Origin of the sequence: Arsukibacterium tuosuense, assembly GCF_900215315.1 — a bacterium.
Classification (GTDB): Bacteria; Pseudomonadota; Gammaproteobacteria; order Enterobacterales; family Alteromonadaceae; genus Alishewanella; species Alishewanella tuosuense.
Genome location: NZ_OBEB01000011.1, coordinates 62390 through 78566 on the forward strand (window position 1 = coordinate 62390; position 16177 = coordinate 78566).

The 16177-nt window shown below is 53.3% G+C and carries 12 protein-coding genes; 5 read left to right on the plus strand and 7 right to left on the minus strand.

What is annotated here, in order from left to right:
- Positions 1–24: 24 nt before the first annotated feature.
- Complete coding sequence (locus CRO03_RS17990; RefSeq protein WP_097113061.1) at positions 25–1452, minus strand: M14 family zinc carboxypeptidase; 1428 nt, start codon at positions 1450–1452, stop codon at positions 25–27.
- A 195-nt stretch (positions 1453–1647) separates the two neighbouring features.
- Here CRO03_RS17990 and CRO03_RS17995 point away from each other — a divergent pair, with 195 nt between their 5' ends.
- The 4 genes from CRO03_RS17995 to CRO03_RS18010 all read left to right on the plus strand — a co-directional run bounded on the left by CRO03_RS17995 (position 1648) and on the right by CRO03_RS18010 (position 5245).
- Positions 1648–3039: a Na+/H+ antiporter NhaC family protein gene (locus CRO03_RS17995; RefSeq protein WP_097113062.1), complete on the plus strand. Its 1392-nt coding sequence runs from the start codon at positions 1648–1650 to the stop codon at positions 3037–3039.
- Positions 3036–3731: a M15 family metallopeptidase gene (locus CRO03_RS18000; protein WP_097113063.1), complete on the plus strand. Its 696-nt coding sequence runs from the start codon at positions 3036–3038 to the stop codon at positions 3729–3731. Before CRO03_RS17995 ends, CRO03_RS18000 begins: the two co-directional genes overlap by 4 nt.
- Before the next feature lie 107 nt (positions 3732–3838).
- Positions 3839–4420: a porin family protein gene (locus CRO03_RS18005; RefSeq protein ID WP_097113064.1), complete on the plus strand. Its 582-nt coding sequence runs from the start codon at positions 3839–3841 to the stop codon at positions 4418–4420.
- A gap of 207 nt (positions 4421–4627) precedes the next feature.
- Positions 4628–5245 (plus strand): TetR family transcriptional regulator, encoded by a 618-nt coding sequence (locus tag CRO03_RS18010; RefSeq protein ID WP_097113065.1) that lies wholly within the window; start codon positions 4628–4630, stop codon positions 5243–5245.
- 84 nt (positions 5246–5329) lie between these two features.
- Here CRO03_RS18010 and CRO03_RS18015 read toward each other — a convergent pair whose 3' ends face one another.
- From CRO03_RS18015 to CRO03_RS18035, 5 genes are all read right to left on the minus strand, one after another.
- The gene (locus tag CRO03_RS18015; RefSeq protein ID WP_097113066.1) at positions 5330–8431 is read right to left on the minus strand and encodes an efflux RND transporter permease subunit; all 3102 of its coding nucleotides are present in this window, start codon (positions 8429–8431) and stop codon (positions 5330–5332) included.
- A gap of 3 nt (positions 8432–8434) precedes the next feature.
- Complete coding sequence (locus CRO03_RS18020) at positions 8435–9580, minus strand: efflux RND transporter periplasmic adaptor subunit (RefSeq protein ID WP_097113067.1); 1146 nt, start codon at positions 9578–9580, stop codon at positions 8435–8437.
- 186 nt (positions 9581–9766) lie between these two features.
- A complete protein-coding gene (locus CRO03_RS18025) occupies positions 9767–10804 on the minus strand; it encodes an ACP S-malonyltransferase (RefSeq protein WP_097113068.1) in 1038 nt (345 codons plus the stop codon).
- A gap of 13 nt (positions 10805–10817) precedes the next feature.
- On the minus strand, positions 10818–13073 hold the full coding sequence (locus CRO03_RS18030; RefSeq protein ID WP_097113069.1) for a thiamine pyrophosphate-dependent enzyme: 2256 nt from the start codon (positions 13071–13073) through the stop codon (positions 10818–10820).
- A 2-nt stretch (positions 13074–13075) separates the two neighbouring features.
- On the minus strand, positions 13076–14251 hold the full coding sequence (locus CRO03_RS18035; RefSeq protein WP_097113070.1) for an acyl-CoA dehydrogenase: 1176 nt from the start codon (positions 14249–14251) through the stop codon (positions 13076–13078).
- A gap of 150 nt (positions 14252–14401) precedes the next feature.
- On the opposite strand from CRO03_RS18035, the gene CRO03_RS18040 reads away from it, so the two are divergent.
- Positions 14402–15244, plus strand: a complete 843-nt coding sequence (locus CRO03_RS18040; RefSeq protein WP_097113071.1) for a LysR family transcriptional regulator — start codon at positions 14402–14404, stop codon at positions 15242–15244.
- 54 nt (positions 15245–15298) lie between these two features.
- Here the strand turns inward: CRO03_RS18040 and CRO03_RS18045 are convergent, their stop codons facing one another.
- A complete protein-coding gene (locus CRO03_RS18045) occupies positions 15299–15997 on the minus strand; it encodes a transposase (protein ID WP_097113072.1) in 699 nt (232 codons plus the stop codon).
- Positions 15998–16177: the final 180 nt, after the last annotated feature.

The following is a 16177-nucleotide window of genomic DNA, read 5'->3' on the forward strand; positions in this document are numbered from 1 at the left end:
AATGGCTAAAGCAGCCATCGCGGCTTAATTACCACTAAAGGCATCAAGCAGGCTGGCATCGGCCAGCCTGATCAGCCGGCCATTGACTACGGCCAGTTGCACCGCGCTGTCTTTACTTAGCAGAAAAGTGCTGGTTGACCGCCGTTGTGGCCAGGGTTTATTCACACCCCGCGGGTTTATTGCCACCGGCAAGCCGGAACTATTGGTTAGTAAGCCCGCCTCACCACTAAAATGACTGTAGCCATCAGCCAGCAACTGCAAATACTTTTCAGCGCTTAAACTAAGCGGCCCGGTTAATGGGTACGCTTTGCCCGGGCTGTAGTTCATACCGCTGGCATCCAGAGTGTGATATCCACCATAAATACTGGCATCACCTATTTCATCCAGCACTGCCTGGCCCCGGCCATTACCCCCGGCGGTAAAGGCTAAATCTACCCGGGCCAGTACACCACTGCCATCGGCCTGGGGCAAGTTGATATTACTGATAATTAAATCTTTCATACCGCCGCTGTTATTCATCGGAATGCTGTTGTAACCGCTTAAATCGAAATCGCGGTAACGGCCAGTGCTTATCATCTCTAACCAGCTTAAATACAACTGCACATTTATCTGCCGGGCCTGCTGGCGGAACGGGTCATTATACTGGCCACCCGACTCCACCAGTACTGTGCTGATCCCCATACCGGAAAATGTATCGCCAAAGGAGCGGATAGAATATTCGTCATTATAGCGGCCAAGTTGCTCAGGCAACGCGTTATCCAGCAGCGGTTTTACTGCACTGACTAATTGCATGGCGGCATGGCGGCTGGGGTTTATCTCACGTGCTTCGTTATAAGCCGGTGCCAGTAACGAGATAGTGGCCGGTTTTTTGTTATCACCGGCGCCATGGTAGCGGTTCTGGTCATGCAAATTAAAGCCATAGTGCGGCTTAATCTTTTTTGCGGCCTGCATTAACAGCTGACCTTCAGGGGTTTGCAGCGCCAGCGCATCGCGATTAACGTCAATGCCCAGGGCATTAAAGCGACTGTTGCGCTCAGCGCCGTCCGGGTTCAGCATCGGGATCAGGTATAAGCTTATGTCATCCAACCAGGCCGGGCCACCTTCGCCGGTTGCCGCCTGCTGTTTTTGCTGCGCCTCAATGACCGCCAGCAAATCAAAAATAGCGGCGGTGGCGGTCGGTTCATCGCCATGCATTTGTGACCAGGCCAGCACTTTGCGCTCGCCATCGCCAATTTTAATTAAGTATATTGGTCGCTGCTCAACAGAGCGGCCCAGCTCGGTAACTTCCAGCCAGTCTTGTTCTTTGTAATAGGTAATAAGTGGCGCAATATCGCTATGGGTAATTTGCGCTTTAGCGAGGCCAGGCGTGGTAAATTCTGCATAATCTGCCGCGGTTGCCAGCCCTGACAGCACGGCACTCAGGGCCAACCATAATGATAATTGCTTTAACATAGACTTGTTATCCTTGCAGCTATAGCGATGTTGGCGAAATATGTTAACCATAACACAACCAGCAGCGCTCAGCATACTGGCCAAATTGAGGCTGAGCTTGCCCAGCTGAGCGGTTATCTGTATAAAAGTAACAGCTTGAGTTAAATCTTTTTAACTTACCAAGCCTCACAAGAACAATAATAAAAGGAGCCTAAGGTGGCAGACTGGTTAACCCTACTTCCGGCGGTCGTCGCCATTGCCGTGGTGCTGTGGCGCAAAGAAGTGATTCTGGCGTTGCTGTTATCGCTCTGTACCTCGGAGTTGCTGATTTTTCTGCAAAACGGCCAGAGCTTTGGCGCCGGTTTATTGCTAGACGGCAGTATTCAGACCCTGGAGCGGATTATTGCTGTTACCGGTGACGCCGACAACGCCCGTATTTTAATGTTCTCGTTGCTGGTCGGTGGCTTACTGGCTTATATGCGCTACTCCGGCGGGGTGTCGGCTACGGTGGCGATGCTGGTGAATAAAGGCATTGCCCGCAATGGCCGCCAGGCCGGCTTACTGACTTTTTTCATCAGTAGCGTGACCTTTATTGAATCTAACTTGAGCTCGTTAACCGCCGGTATCAGCTCGCGCGGCCTGTTCGATAAATTTAAAATGAGCCGGGCCCGGCTGGCCTATATTATCGACAGTACCAGTGCGCCGATTTGTATTCTTATTCTACTCAATGGCTGGGGCGCTTATATTCTGGGGCTGCTTAGCACCTACGATTTACCCCAAAGCCCGGTAGCTATTTTAATTGGTACCATACCGCTTAATTTCTACGCGTTAATTACCCTGGTGGTGGTGCTGTATACCATAATCAGTGGCAAGGTTTACGGGCCGATGCGTAAATCAGAGCAACAGCTGCATACCCTGTCGCACCACAGCGAAATTGAGACTGAGCCCAGCCACCCTGCTTATATGTTAGTACCGCTGGTTACGCTGGTAGGGGCCATGCTCGGCTTTATGTTATTAACCGGCAATGGCCAACTGGTGCAGGGTTCGGGCTCTAAATCGGTGCTCTATGCTACGGCACTGTCATGCGTAGTGGTGTACTGCATGATGCTGCTAAGCCGCCGCTTTGCCCACCAGCAACTGGTTGATATTGGCTTTAAAGGCATCAGCGAATTATTGCCGCTGGTCACCATAGTGTTGTTATCGCTGTCGCTCGGTTCCAGCTTAAAACTGCTGGGTACCGGCACCTTTATTGCCAGCATTGTGGATCAGAACCTGCCGCAGGTACTAATTCCGGCGCTGCTGTTCTTAGCTGGCGCCTTAATTTCCTTTACCACCGGCACCAGTTGGGGCACCTTTGCTATTCTTATTCCTATCGGCATGCCAATGGTCAGCCTGCTGGGATTACCACCACAACTGGTGCTGGCTGCTATTTTAAGCGGCGGCGTGTTTGGTGATCACTGCTCGCCTATTTCAGACAGTACGGCGGTAAGTTCCGTCGCCGCCGGCTGTGACTTACTGGAACACGTAAAAACCCAGCTACCTTATGCCCTGGTCTGTGGTGCCATTGCATTACTCAGTTTCGTTATTGCCGGAGTACTGATGATATGAAAACAGCCCTAATGACATTGCTTGCTTTACAAACCCTTAGCAGCCCATTGCTGGCAACGGAGCAGCCAGAGCATGCTGTCCCTGCCGACTTTACTGATGTTGCCAGCCTGGTTCCCGAGGCGCAAATTCATATGGCATACCTGGGTAGCAATAACTTTGTTGGCAGTCAAGTCGACGGTTATCAGGCTAATAAGTGCTATTTACAGGATAACGCCGCCAAGGCACTGGTGCAGGCGCAAACTGTCGCCGCAGCCAAAGGCTATACGCTGTGGATTTTTGATTGTTACCGGCCGCAGCGGGCGGTTAACCATTTTATGCGCTGGGCCAGCGATTTAACCGATACCAGCACCAAAGCGCAGTACTACCCTAACCTTGGCAAAGACAAGCTGGTTGGCGAGTATATTGCCGAAAAATCCGGCCACAGCCGCGGCAGTACCATCGACCTAACCCTGGCGGCCAAAGATGATGCAGGCAATTGGCAGCCGCTGGATATGGGCTCAGCCTTCGATATGTTTGACCCGGTGTCTAATGTTGGCAACGCCTCCATCAGTAAGGCCCAACAGGCTAACCGCCAGCTATTGGAAAGCATTATGTTGCAGGCTGGCTTTAAGGTATACAGCATGGAATGGTGGCACTTTACCCACCAGCCGCCGGTGTATACCGAGCAGTATTTTGATTTTGTTATTAAGTAAACTAAAAAATAATTACAGATAATTACATTGTATTAATAACTGATTCATTATGGCTTTGTTATACCTGTTGTGACTTTAATCGTCGTAATCGCAATTAAGGAGTCACAATGCATAAGCTACTTACAAGCGCCGTACTCGTTGGATCTTTTTTCTCAGCAGCAGCTGCTGCGCAAACGTACGATAACGGCTTTTACCTGGGTGGCCACTATGGCCAGCATAAAGTAGAACTGGAATCCGATTTTGCTAATACCGATGTCGATTTTGGCGTAGCCGGGGTTAATGCCGGTCTGCAACTTACCAGCTTTCTTGCGGTCGAGGCCCGCTACGCCATTGGCGTCGAAGATCAAGAAATTTTTGCTGACAGCGACTCAGCCCGCTACGAAATTGACCGTCATATGGCATTGATGGCTAAAGGCTCGCTGCCGCTGGGCGACCGCTTTGCGTTGTTTGCCACCGCAGGCTATGGTGAGACTAAATACAGTTTTGCCTATGATATTCCAGGGCTGACCGGCTCTGAATCCAGTACCGAAAGCGGCTTTATTTATGGTGCAGGTGCTACTTTTCACCTTACTAACCGCTTAAGTCTGGTGGCCGAATACGCTATGCTGCCCGATCTGGAAGACGAAGATGAAGGCCTGATTGAGTCTGACGTATCGTTAATGACCGTGGGCCTGAACTACCAGTTCTAAGCCCTGTTAACCCCTGATTTTGTCGCAGATGACCGGTAGTACTCCCTGCTGCCGGCCATCTTTAACAACTAAGGCCGCCTCGCTAACTTCTGATATTTCCCTGTCGCACCCAGCCTTGCAGCTGCCGATATTGCCATTAGAGCTATCGCCGTTGATCTGTTAGTATAAACTCATGTTAATTCTTAACCCTGTTAACCACTTTTAACTATGGCCAGACGTACTAAAGCCGAAGCAGAGAGCACCCGCGCTGCCATTCTTGATGCCGCCGAATTGTTGTTTTTTGAGCATGGTGTATCACGCACCACCCTTGAAAAAATAGCGACCGCGGCCGGCGTTACCCGTGGTGCGATTTACTGGCATTTTCAGAATAAAGCCGACTTATTTAACGCCATGTTGTTGCGGGTACGCTTGCCATTTCAGCATTTGCTGGCGGCAGTAGACAATAATCCCGGTGCCGACCCGTTCAGCCAGCTGCATGATTTAATGAGTAACGGTTTGCGTTTAATCGCCTCCAGCGAGCAGCATCACCGGGTACTGACTATTGTGTTTCATCGCTGTGAATACATTGACGAGCTGAATCCGGCTGTAAACCAGCAGGATAAACTGGATGACGAAGCGGTTGCGGTAATGCAGCGCGCCTTTGAACGGGCGGAACAGGCCGGTATGCTGCGCCCGGGCGTAAGCCCGCGCCTGGCGGCGGTAGCGCTGCATATGTATGTTGGCGGAATTATCAGTCACTTTTTATTAAAACCGCAGCAATGCGATTTAATGCAGCATGCCCCGGCGTTAATAGACGCTATGCTGCTGGGCCTGAAAAAAGCCTGAGCCCCAACACCAGCCATAAAAAAGCCAGCTAACCGCAATTGCAAAACGGATTAGCTGGCAAAGGTACTAACTTTTATTATTAACTTAAACAGCAGGCTGCTTTTTGCTGAACAGCTTCATTACCACCAGATAAAATACCGGCACTAAAAACACCGCCAGCACCGTAGCAGAGATCATCCCCCCCAGCACACCGGTGCCAATGGCATTGCGGCTGGCCGAGCCGGCGCCAGAGCTGATCACCAGCGGCAGCACCCCCAGCGAAAAGGCCATTGATGTCATAATAATGGGTCGTAAGCGCAGCCGCACCGCTTCCAGAATCGCTGCGGTCAGCTCCTTGCCCTGGTTCTGCAGCTCGCGGGCAAACTCGACAATTAAAATGGCATTTTTTGAGGCCAGGCCCATGGTAGTTAACAGCCCCACCTGAAAATACACATCGTTACCCATGCCGCGCAGGTAAGCGGCCGTTAACGCACCGATGATCCCCAGCGGTACCACTAAGATCACCGCGAACGGCACGCTCCAGCTTTCATACAAAGCGGCGAGGCATAAAAACACCACCAGAATAGATAACGCATACAATGCCGGTGCCTGTGAGCCTGACAGTTTTTCCTGATAAGAAGTGGCGGTCCATTCAAAGCCAATGCCCGGCGGTAACTGACTAATTAGCTGCTCCATGGTCGCCATGGCATCGCCCGAGCTGGTGCCTGGTGCCGGCTCACCCTGAATTTCCATTGCTGACACGCCGTTGTAACGCTCCAGTCGCTGCGGGCCATATACCCATTCGCTGCTGGCAAAAGAGCTGAAACTGACCATCTCGCCACTGCTGTTACGCACATGCCAGCGCTGGATATCTTCCGGGGTCATCCGAAACTCCGGCTCTGCCTGCACAAACACTTTTTTCACCCGACCGCGGTCAGTAAAATCGTTCACATAGGTAGAGCCCCAGCCAATTGCCAGGGTCTGGTTAATATCACTTAGCGACACACCTAACGCCCGGGCTTTTAACTGGTCTACCTCTATTTGCAGTTGCGGTGCATCCTCCATGCCGTTAGGCCGTACCCCAACCAGATTTTGTTGCTGCGCGGCCATCCCCAGTAACTGGTTGCGGGCGTTCAGTAAGGCATCATGGCCAACCCCACCGCGGTCCTGCAAAAATAACGAGAACCCCGTGGCCCGGCCAAGCTCGGCAATCGGCGGCAGGTTAAAGGCGAAAATCTGTGCTTCTTTTACGGTGCCGAAAAAGCCCCAGGCCCGGCCGATCACGGCCTGCACACTGTCTGCCTCACCGCGCTTATCCCAGTCGGCCAGCCGCACAAACGCCAGGCCCATATTCTGGCCGCGGCCGGCAAAGCTGAAACCTGACACGGTAAACACCGACTCCACCGCTTGTTCGCTGGCATAGTGCGCTGCCACTTGATCCATTACCGCCTCGGTGCGCTGTTGGCTGGCACCGGTTGGTAACTGGATCATGGTTAAAAATACCCCCTGATCTTCTTCCGGCAAAAACGAGGTAGGCAGGCGCATAAACATCAGGGCCATTACCGCCACTATTACGCCATAAATCAACATTGAGCGTTTGGGCCGCGCCAGCATGCCGGCTACGCCGCGCTGATAACTCTGGTTACTGCGATCAAAACCCCGGTTAAACCAGCCGAAAAAGCCGCGTTTCGCCTGATGATCGCCTTTAATGGGTTTGAGCATAGTGGCGCACAGCGCCGGGGTGAAAATTAACGCTACCAGCACCGACAATGCCATTGCCGTGACAATAGTTATCGAGAATTGTTGGTAAATCGCGCCGGTAGCCCCACCAAAAAAGGCCATGGGTACAAACACCGCTGACAGCACCAGGCCAATACCGACCAGTGCTCCGGTGATCTGGCCCATCGATTTACGGGTGGCTTCTACCGGGCCCAAGCCCTCTTCGCTCATCACCCGCTCGACGTTTTCCACTACTACAATGGCATCATCGACCAGCAAACCAATCGCCAGCACCATGCCAAACATGGTCAGGGTGTTAATGGTAAAACCAAAGGCGGCCATAATACCAAAGGTGCCCAGCAGCACCACCGGCACCGCCAGAGTGGGAATTAACGTGGCGCGAAAGTTCTGTAAAAACAGATACATCACCAGAAATACCAGAATTATCGCTTCAATCAGGGTTTGCACCACCGAGCTGATGGATACTTCAACAAAGGGGGTGGTGTCGTAAGGAATAACCGCGCTTAAACCCTGCGGAAAATACGGTTCCAGCTCGGCCAGTTTGGCTTTTACTGCTGCCGCCGTATCCAGCGCATTGGCACCGGTGGCCAGTTCTATCGCCAAACCGGTAGCCATTTTGCCGTTGTAACGGGCTATTACTGAGTAGTCTTCACCACCCAGCTCCACCCGTGCCACGTCACTTAGTTTAACCACAGCACCGTCGGCGTTTACCTTCAGTAAAATCTGGCCGAACTCTTCGGCCGAAGTCAGCCGGGTCTGAGCCAGAATGGCCGCATTATATTGCTGGCCCTCCAGCGCAGGCGCGCCGCCAAGTTGCCCGGCGGTTACCTGATTATTCTGCACCCTTATTGCCGCAGTAACATCAGCCGGGGTTAGCTGGTACTGATTCAGCTTGTCGGCATCCAGCCAGACCCGCATTGCATACTGGCTGCCAAATACCTGAACATTGCCCACACCGTTGGTGCGGCTTAGCGGGTCTTTAACGTTCGCCACCACAAAATCAGCAATGTCGTCGCGCGCAAGGCTGCCATCTTCCGAGATAAAGCCGACCACCATCAGGAAGCCGCCATTCGATTTCGCTACCCGCACGCCATTTTGCTGCACTTCCTGCGGTAACAGTGGCAACGCCTGCTGCAGTTTATTCTGTACCTGCACCTGGGCGATATCGGCATCGGTGCCGGTTTCAAAGGTCAGGGTCAGGCTGACATTGCCGGACGAGTCAGAATTGCCTGACATATACATCAGGTTGTCCAGGCCGTTCATCGCCTGCTCAATCACCTGAGTTACCGCATATTCTGCTGTTTGCGCCGACGCACCGCGATAAGAGGCACTGATACTGATTGCCGGTGGCGCTATGCGTGGGTATTGCTCTATCGGCAGCTGTTTAATGGCCAGTAAGCCGGCCAGCATAATAACAATAGCGATAACCCAGGCAAAAATGGGCCGGCTGATGAAAAAATTCGCCATTGCTTATTCCCCGTCCACAGCACTAACCACGGTGACCGTGGCGCCCGGCCGCACTTTTTGTAAGCCGGCGACAATTACCTGCTCGCCGCTGCTAAGGCCGTCAGTTACCAGCCAGTTCTGGCCAAAACTTTTACCCAGGGTTATTGGCCGCAGTTCTACCTGGTTATCTTTATTCACCAGCATTACCGTGGCATCGCCTTTGGGGGTACGGCTCACCGCCTTTTGCGGCACTAATAGCGCCTGATTATTAGTGCCATGATGCAGGCGGGCCCGCACAAACATGCCAGGTAACAAGTCGCCGTTGTTATTCGGGAATACCGCCCGCAATGTCACCATGCCGGTACCCGGGTCCACATTCACTTCCGAGAACTGCAAACTGCCCGCTTCGGCATAACTGCTGCCATCATCCAGCAGTAATTCAACCTGAACATTGTCAGCCCGCTTATCGGCGCGAAGCTGTCGTTTCAGCTTTAACAGTTTGTTACTCGACTGAGTTAAATCGACATAGATAGGGTCAAGCTGGCGAATTGTTGCCAGTCCCTGAGCCTGATTCGCCGTTAACAAGGCGCCTTCAGTTACTAAAGAACGCCCAATCTGGCCGGCTATCGGCGCTTTAATGTCGGTATAATCTAAATTAATTTGTGCTGTTAACAGCGCAGCTTCGGCACTGGCGACGGCCGCATCGGCCTGCATCAGTACCGCTTCGGCATCATCGGCATCCTGCTGACTAATAACGTTGTTGCCGAGCAAGCCTTCAATTCGTTCGGCTTTTAAGCGGGCGTTGTGCTGCACCGCTTTGGCGCTGCTGAGCGCGGCTTGCGCACTGCTTAACGCGGCCTGGTAAGACCCCGGGTCAATTTTATACAACAGCTGGCCGGCACTAACCAACTGGCCCTCAGTAAACAACCGTTGCTGCAAAATACCGCTAACCTGCGGCCGGATTTCAGCGTGCCGGAAATCGGTGGTACGGCCCGGCAGTTCAGTGGTCAGCTCCACCGTGCTGGTGCTAAGGGTCACCACTGCCACTTCAGGCGCAGGCTGGCCTTGTCCCGCAGCTGCCGCGGGGGGCTCACTACAACCAGCCAGCAGCAAAACGCTGGCAGCAGCCAGCATCGACAGTTGTTTAGCCCACGGCTTGAAAACTTGCATAGTGTGTCCTGTATTACCACATGAAGGTTGACCCGGCAGCAATAGCGTGCGATTACTCCGGCCAGAATAGCCACGCAATATACATACACGTCTGTATGTTATCAAGTAAAAATAACCGCATTGCGCTAAATGGCTGGCATTTAGCGGTGAGTTTAGCTGAAGGCAGGATGTTTAAGACACAAAGTTTCAGAGAATCAACTGACGCTGCTCTGGCAAGCCCATACTCAGTATAAAGGGACTATCGTTCTGCTGAGCGCGGCTAAAGTCCTGCTTGCTACTCAGCCCCTGCCAGTTAATGGCAATCAGGCTCTGGGCAACGGCACCGCCCAGGCTACTGCCCGGGCCCAGCAAAATAATGTGCTCCGGGGCAAACTCTTTTACCGCAACCTGAATGGCCCGGCTGAAATTAAAGGTATCGCAAACCTGCTGGCCTAAGGTGTAGGCTTTTAATGCGCTGGGCTGCGCCAGCTGGCTGGGCCAGATCACGCCACGACCATCAATTAATGGCAGCTGCGGCGTGGCAAAGAGTGGCTCGGCAAAACGGGCCAGCGCCTGATCGGCCGCTGGCTGCATTAACGGGCTGTGAAAGGCTGCATGGCCCGGTAATAATAACGGAAAGCGCTCATCACAGGGCGGCAGCGCCTGCATTGCCTGCTGCACCGCACTCTGGGTACCAGCCAGCACCGCATAACCGCCATAGGCTATCGACATAAACAGCGCACCCTGATGCAGGTAAAGCTGTTCAGCCAGCCGGGCCTGTTTATCAATATCCAGCTGCCAGTCGCTGTTTAGCAATGGGTAAATAAACTGGGCGCCCGCCGCCCCGGCGGTAAGCTGCGCCATACTGGTCACCAGCTGCATACTGTCGCGGCCCTGCCAGACGCCGGCACAACCCAGCGCCGTGTACCAGCCCATCGAGTTACCGGTAACCGCCACGATGTCGAACTTGTCGCGGTTAATCTGGCTGAAATCGGCCAGGCCGGCACTGAAAATTAACGCCGCGGCGTTCTCCGCTTTAATATGGCGGCCATTGCTGAAACTGGCCGCGCTATCCAGCTCAGTTACCGTTGGCAGCTCCAGCTCGGTGCGCAGCGCATCAAATTCGTACAGTTGCTGACGGAACGGGCTGGCCGCTGGCAGGTGCTGCTGAATATAGCCCAGCTCAGGCCGGTTATAACTGCCGCGGCCCGGACATACTACCAACGCGGTTTTTTTCTGGCTCATAGGCTGTTATCACTCATGCTGCGGGCGCTTTAGTTAGCAGTTGTTGTACTTTTTCAATAATCTGCTGCTTCGACGGCAACACTGCATAGGCCGCCGCACCCAGTGGAATAAAACTGTCTTCTGCAGTGATCCGGCTCAGCTGATACCAGCCAGGCCGTGCCTCATGCAAGGCGGTAAACAGCTCTTCGCTAAGCGAACCCCGCCGCCGGCACTCATCAACAATCAATACCTGGCGGCAATCTGCCAGCGCCGCAACAATGGCATCAATATGCAGCGGTACCAGAGTGCGTAAATCCAGCAGTCGCAGGCGGTAACCTGCTTGCGCCAGCTCCACCGCGGCCTGGCGGCTTAAGTAATAACCATTGCCATAGCTGATAATGGTCAGATCTGCTGTCGCTGCCGGGCCCTGATCAGGGGCTTGGCCCGAGACTTGGTCAGCCGGGGCTTGATCAAACACCGCCGGCTCGCCTAAGGCCGGTAACGGCACATCAGGCAGCGGATAATCGTAAAGCCAGCCGCCATCACCGGGCGCCAGTAAATCGCGGGTCATATATAAGGCAATCGGTTCTAAAAAGATCACCAGCCGTTTTTGCTCATACGCCAGTTGCACTGCCTGGCGTAACAGCAACGCCGCATCGGCACCGTTAGACGGACACAGCACAATAATGCCCGGAATATCCCGGAACACCGCAAACGAATTATCATTATGAAAATGGCCGCCAAAACCGCGCTGATAGGCCAGGCCGGCAATCCTTATCACCATGCCATTATGATACTGGCCATTGGAGAAAAACGGCAGGGTGGCCGCCTCGCCGCGGATCTGGTCTTCTGCATTATGCACATAAGCCAGAAACTGAATTTCCGCAATCGGTAACAAGCCCTGTTGCGCCAGACCAATCGCCATACCCAGAATACTTTGCTCATCCAGTAGGGTATTAATCACCCGGTTACCGCCAAATGCCTGAATTAAATGCTGCGATACGCCGTAAACGCCGCCTTTTTTGGCGACATCTTCACCAAACAGCACAGTATTACTGTATTGGGCGAATAAGTCGTGCAGGGTCCAGTTCAACAGTTTGGCCAAATGCTGTGGCTTACCGAGGTTATGCTTATCAAACTCAAATAACGCACTGCGAATAGCAGTAGGCGGTAACGGCGGTGCCGGTAACGCTGGCCGCACTGGCGCTATCGCGGCCATTACCTCTGCTGCCGTTTGTAATTTTGGCCGGCTGCTGGCAACAGCTGCCACCCGGCTGATCTGGCTGGCCAGTTCAGAAACCGCATTGAATAACTGCGGCCGGCTTAAAATGCCGCGCGCCAGCATACTGGCGGTGCTGGCCAGGATTGGGTCGAGCTCCAGCTCAGCGTTAATCAGGTTCTTATGGCGATAGGCGGTTTCAGTATCGGCGCCGGCATGGCCAAATAAGCGCACGGTGGATAAATGTAACAGCGCCGGCTGGCGTTTAGTGCGAACATAATGCGCCGCTTTGCGGGCCACCGCAAAGGTTTGGGCTAAATCGCGGCCATCGGCAGCAAAATAGCGCAGTTCAGGCCGGTCGGCCAGGCTTTGCTCTATCCAGCCCTGCGGCGTCGGGGTGGAAATACCGAGGCCATTATCCTCACAGACAAACAGCATCGGTACCGGTACATGCTGATACGCCGCCCAGCAGGCGGCATTAATTGCGCCCTGGGCGGTGGAATGGTTAGCCGAAGCATCGCCAAAGCTGCACATTACTATAGCATCATGTGGCCAGTTGCCGCTCTGGCCCAGCCGCTTGCTTAAATCAATGGCAAAAGCAGTGCCAACTGCTTTGGGGATTTGCGAGGCAATAGTGCTGGTTTGCGGCGGCACATTTAGTGCCAGGCTGCCCAGCACCTTGTGGCGGCCGCCAGAGATAGGGTCGTCACTGGAGGCACAGAACGACAGCAGCATATCGTACAGGGGTGTACTGCCCGGCAACTGTTTACTGCGCTCAATAAAAAAGGCACCACTGCGATAGTGTAAAAACGCCGGATCGGTTACCCGCAGTGCCGCCGCCACCGCGGCATTACCCTCATGGCCGGCGCTGCCAATGGTGTAAAAACTCTGACCTTTGGCCTGCAACAAACGCGACTGTAAATCCAGCAAGCGGCTGCTTAGCTGGCTGTGCCAGAGCCGGTATAGTTCGCTGTCACTCAGGCCCTGCTGCAAACTGCTGGCCGGTGCTAAGCTGTTGCTGTCTATCTGCTGCAGAAACTGCTGCAGCCACGGATGCATCGGTTCGGCCACGGCTAGCTGAATGCCTGCAGGCCGGTCTGGGCCCGGCCTAAAATTAACGCATGCACATCATGGGTGCCTTCGTAGGTGTTCACCGCCTCTAAATTCATCAGATGGCGAATAACATGGTATTCGTCGGCAATGCCATTACCGCCGTGCATATCGCGGGCCTGGCGGGCAATATCCAGCGCCTTACCACAGGAATTGCGCTTAATCAGCGAAATGGTTTCCGGCGCCAACTGGCCGGCATCCATTAAGCGCCCGGCCTGCAAACAGCCCAGTAAGCCAATGCTGATTTCGGTTTGCATATCGGCCAGTTTTCTCTGCACCAACTGGGTTTGCGCTAACGGCCGGCCGAACTGAATACGGTCCAGGGTATACTGGCGCGCCGCATGCCAGCAGAATTCTGCGGCGCCTAATGCGCCCCAGGCAATGCCATAACGCGCTTTATTCAGGCAGCCAAAGGGGCCCTTTAAGCCACGGACTTCCGGGAAAATCGCCTCTTCCGGTACTTCGACGTTATCCATCACGATTTCCCCGGTAATCGATGCCCTGAGCGAGAATTTGCCGTCAATTTTGGGCGCGCTTAAACCTTTCATGCCTTTTTCCAGCACAAAACCGCGAATTTCGCCGTCTAACTTGGCCCACACCACAAATACATCAGCAATCGGCGAATTGGTGATCCACATCTTGCTGCCATTAAGCAGATAACCATTGGCGGTTTTCTTCGCTACGGTGCGCATACTGGCAGGATCAGAACCGGCATCAGGCTCGGTTAAACCAAAACAGCCCACCCATTCGCCGGTGGCCAGTTTGGGCAGGTATTTCTGACGCTGCGCTTCAGTGCCGTATTCATGGATAGGATGCATCACTAACGATGACTGGACACTCATCGCACTGCGATAACCGCTGTCGACCCGCTCAACTTCGCGCGCCACCAGGCCATAGCAAACATAATTGACGGCTGAGCAGCCGTATTTTTCCGGCAAGGTAGCGCCCAGCAGGCCCAGCTCGCCCAGCTCAGTCATGATTTCACGGTGAAAATGCTCATTGCGGTTGGCCAGCAGCACCCGCGGTTGCAGTTTGTCCTGACAATACTGGTGCGCGGTATCGCGGATCATCCGCTCTTCTTCGCTTAACATTGCTGATAATTGAAACGGGTCTTGCCAATCAAATACCGGGCGGGCCATATCGCTACCTCATGCTGATGTTCGATAAAAATATCGATAAAAATGTCGATAAATATGCTTTAGTGTTAAATCAAAGCCTGTTGCTCACTCTACTGCGGCCTGATATAAAGTTAAAATATATTAATTCTGTATCTGGTATAGTTTATTCCTATGGATATTCGCCAACTCAGCTACTTCACTGCCGTGTATGAACAGGGCAGTATCAGCGCCGCCGCCCGCCAGTGCTGTGTGGCGCAGCCGTCGTTGTCTGCCGCGTTAAGGCAGTTAGAGCTGGAGCTGGGCGTGAAGTTATTTGTCCGTTTACCCAAAGGGGTAACCCCAACGGAGGATGGCGATAAGCTATATAATCATGCCGGTAAATTGCTTGGCCAGTTGCAGTCGCTAAAAGCGTCGTTCCGCACGCCGGTTAACCGGGTACAATTCAGGCTCGGCTTAATTAAAGCGCTGGGGGTAGAGCGGATGAGCGCCCTGCTGCGCGAATTCAGCCAACAGGTCGACGGCCTGGAGTTGCATTTAGTCGAGCCAGACCAGCCTTGTGATGCACGGATAATTACCCCGCAACAACTGAAAACCGGCGAAGTACTGCAACCTCTGTGGCATGACCGCTACTTACTGGCGCTACCGCCGGCCTGGCCGCTTAGCCTGCAGGCGCAGATTGCCCTGGCAGACTTTGCCGACCTGCCGCTCATTAAGCGGATGCCCTGCGATGCCTGGGCCGCCTTTTATCCCGAACTGCTGCGCCGGGAAATCCGACCCGACATCCGCGCCGACATCCAAACCATCGAGTACGCCCTTGGTCTGGTATCAGCCGGTGTCGGCTGCGCCCTGGTACCTGATCTGGACAGCCTGCGCCAGCGCAGCGATGTCAGTTTACGGCCTATCCATGGCCTGCAACTGGAACGCACCCTGGTACTGGCGCATGGCCGCAACCAGGACAGTAGCGCGTTACAGGTATTACGCCAACTGTGCCAGCAAGCCGCCGCCAAAAACTAAAAAAAATTGTGGTCAGATAACAATTTAAAATATTAAATTGGGGTCAGATAACAATTAATCTGCCTGTTCAGACCCCTTTGGCCGCCCTGGCCGCTCCCTATGCTGACGCCGCCCTGTCAAGGCTGCCACTTCATGCTTAAATCGCGCATTTCCAAGCGCCATGCCACTTTTAATCGTGCTACGAATGTCAGCTAGCAGCGCTTCATTTACCTCTTTACCGAATAAGTCCCGATACGCTTGCTGCCGCTCTGCTACTGAATCCGCCAATGCCAGGTAGCAAGCATGTGGCTGACACAAATCAGAATGCTTACCCAGCGCGTTAATCGAATAACTAGACCACTTATAATCTGCCGCTGACGCCACCATACCCGCCCGGACAGGATTAAGTTCAATATAGCGATACAACGTGAGCAAATAGTGCTCCTCCTGTACCAAACAAGACTTATAACGCCCCTCCCACAAGGTACCAGTGCGTAGGTAGCGCCGGTTAAAATACCTGACATATTTTCTACCCAGGCTTTGCATCATTAAGCTAATGCCGGAATTGTCGCTAGCTGTGCATAGCAGATGCACATGATTGCTCATTAACACCCAGGCATGAATATGCACCTCAAATTGCGCAGAATATTGCTTTAGCCAATACACATAGGCGGCAAAATCTTCATTATTGACAAAACAGACCTGGCGATTATTGCCACGCTGAATAACATGCTCTGGCACGCCCGCCAAATGCACTCTTGGTAGCCTTGCCATAACCACTCCTGTCGGTCGTTGAGGTCTGAAATAAGCATAGTCAATTAATTGTTATCTGACCCTAATTTTAAATTAATATCTGACCCTGAGGTATCCCCACAAAATTGTTAGCTAAAACAAAAAGATGAATTCAGAAGGAACATTCATGGCGTTCGGTGATCAGATCAATCGCCAAACATC

What these genes read in the sequence shown, in the direction of transcription:
- CRO03_RS17990 (WP_097113061.1), bottom strand. Translation starts at nt 1,452, where the DNA reads ATGTTAAAGCAATTATCATTATGGTTGGCCCTGAGTGCCGTGCTGTCA.
- CRO03_RS18000 (WP_097113063.1), top strand. Translation starts at nt 3,036, where the DNA reads ATGAAAACAGCCCTAATGACATTGCTTGCTTTACAAACCCTTAGCAGC.
- CRO03_RS18005 (WP_097113064.1), top strand. Translation starts at nt 3,839, where the DNA reads ATGCATAAGCTACTTACAAGCGCCGTACTCGTTGGATCTTTTTTCTCA.
- CRO03_RS18010 (WP_097113065.1), top strand. Translation starts at nt 4,628, where the DNA reads ATGGCCAGACGTACTAAAGCCGAAGCAGAGAGCACCCGCGCTGCCATT.
- CRO03_RS18015 (WP_097113066.1), bottom strand. Translation starts at nt 8,431, where the DNA reads ATGGCGAATTTTTTCATCAGCCGGCCCATTTTTGCCTGGGTTATCGCT.
- CRO03_RS18020 (WP_097113067.1), bottom strand. Translation starts at nt 9,580, where the DNA reads ATGCAAGTTTTCAAGCCGTGGGCTAAACAACTGTCGATGCTGGCTGCT.
- CRO03_RS18025 (WP_097113068.1), bottom strand. Translation starts at nt 10,804, where the DNA reads ATGAGCCAGAAAAAAACCGCGTTGGTAGTATGTCCGGGCCGCGGCAGT.
- CRO03_RS18035 (WP_097113070.1), bottom strand. Translation starts at nt 14,251, where the DNA reads ATGGCCCGCCCGGTATTTGATTGGCAAGACCCGTTTCAATTATCAGCA.
- CRO03_RS18040 (WP_097113071.1), top strand. Translation starts at nt 14,402, where the DNA reads ATGGATATTCGCCAACTCAGCTACTTCACTGCCGTGTATGAACAGGGC.
- CRO03_RS18045 (WP_097113072.1), bottom strand. Translation starts at nt 15,997, where the DNA reads ATGGCAAGGCTACCAAGAGTGCATTTGGCGGGCGTGCCAGAGCATGTT.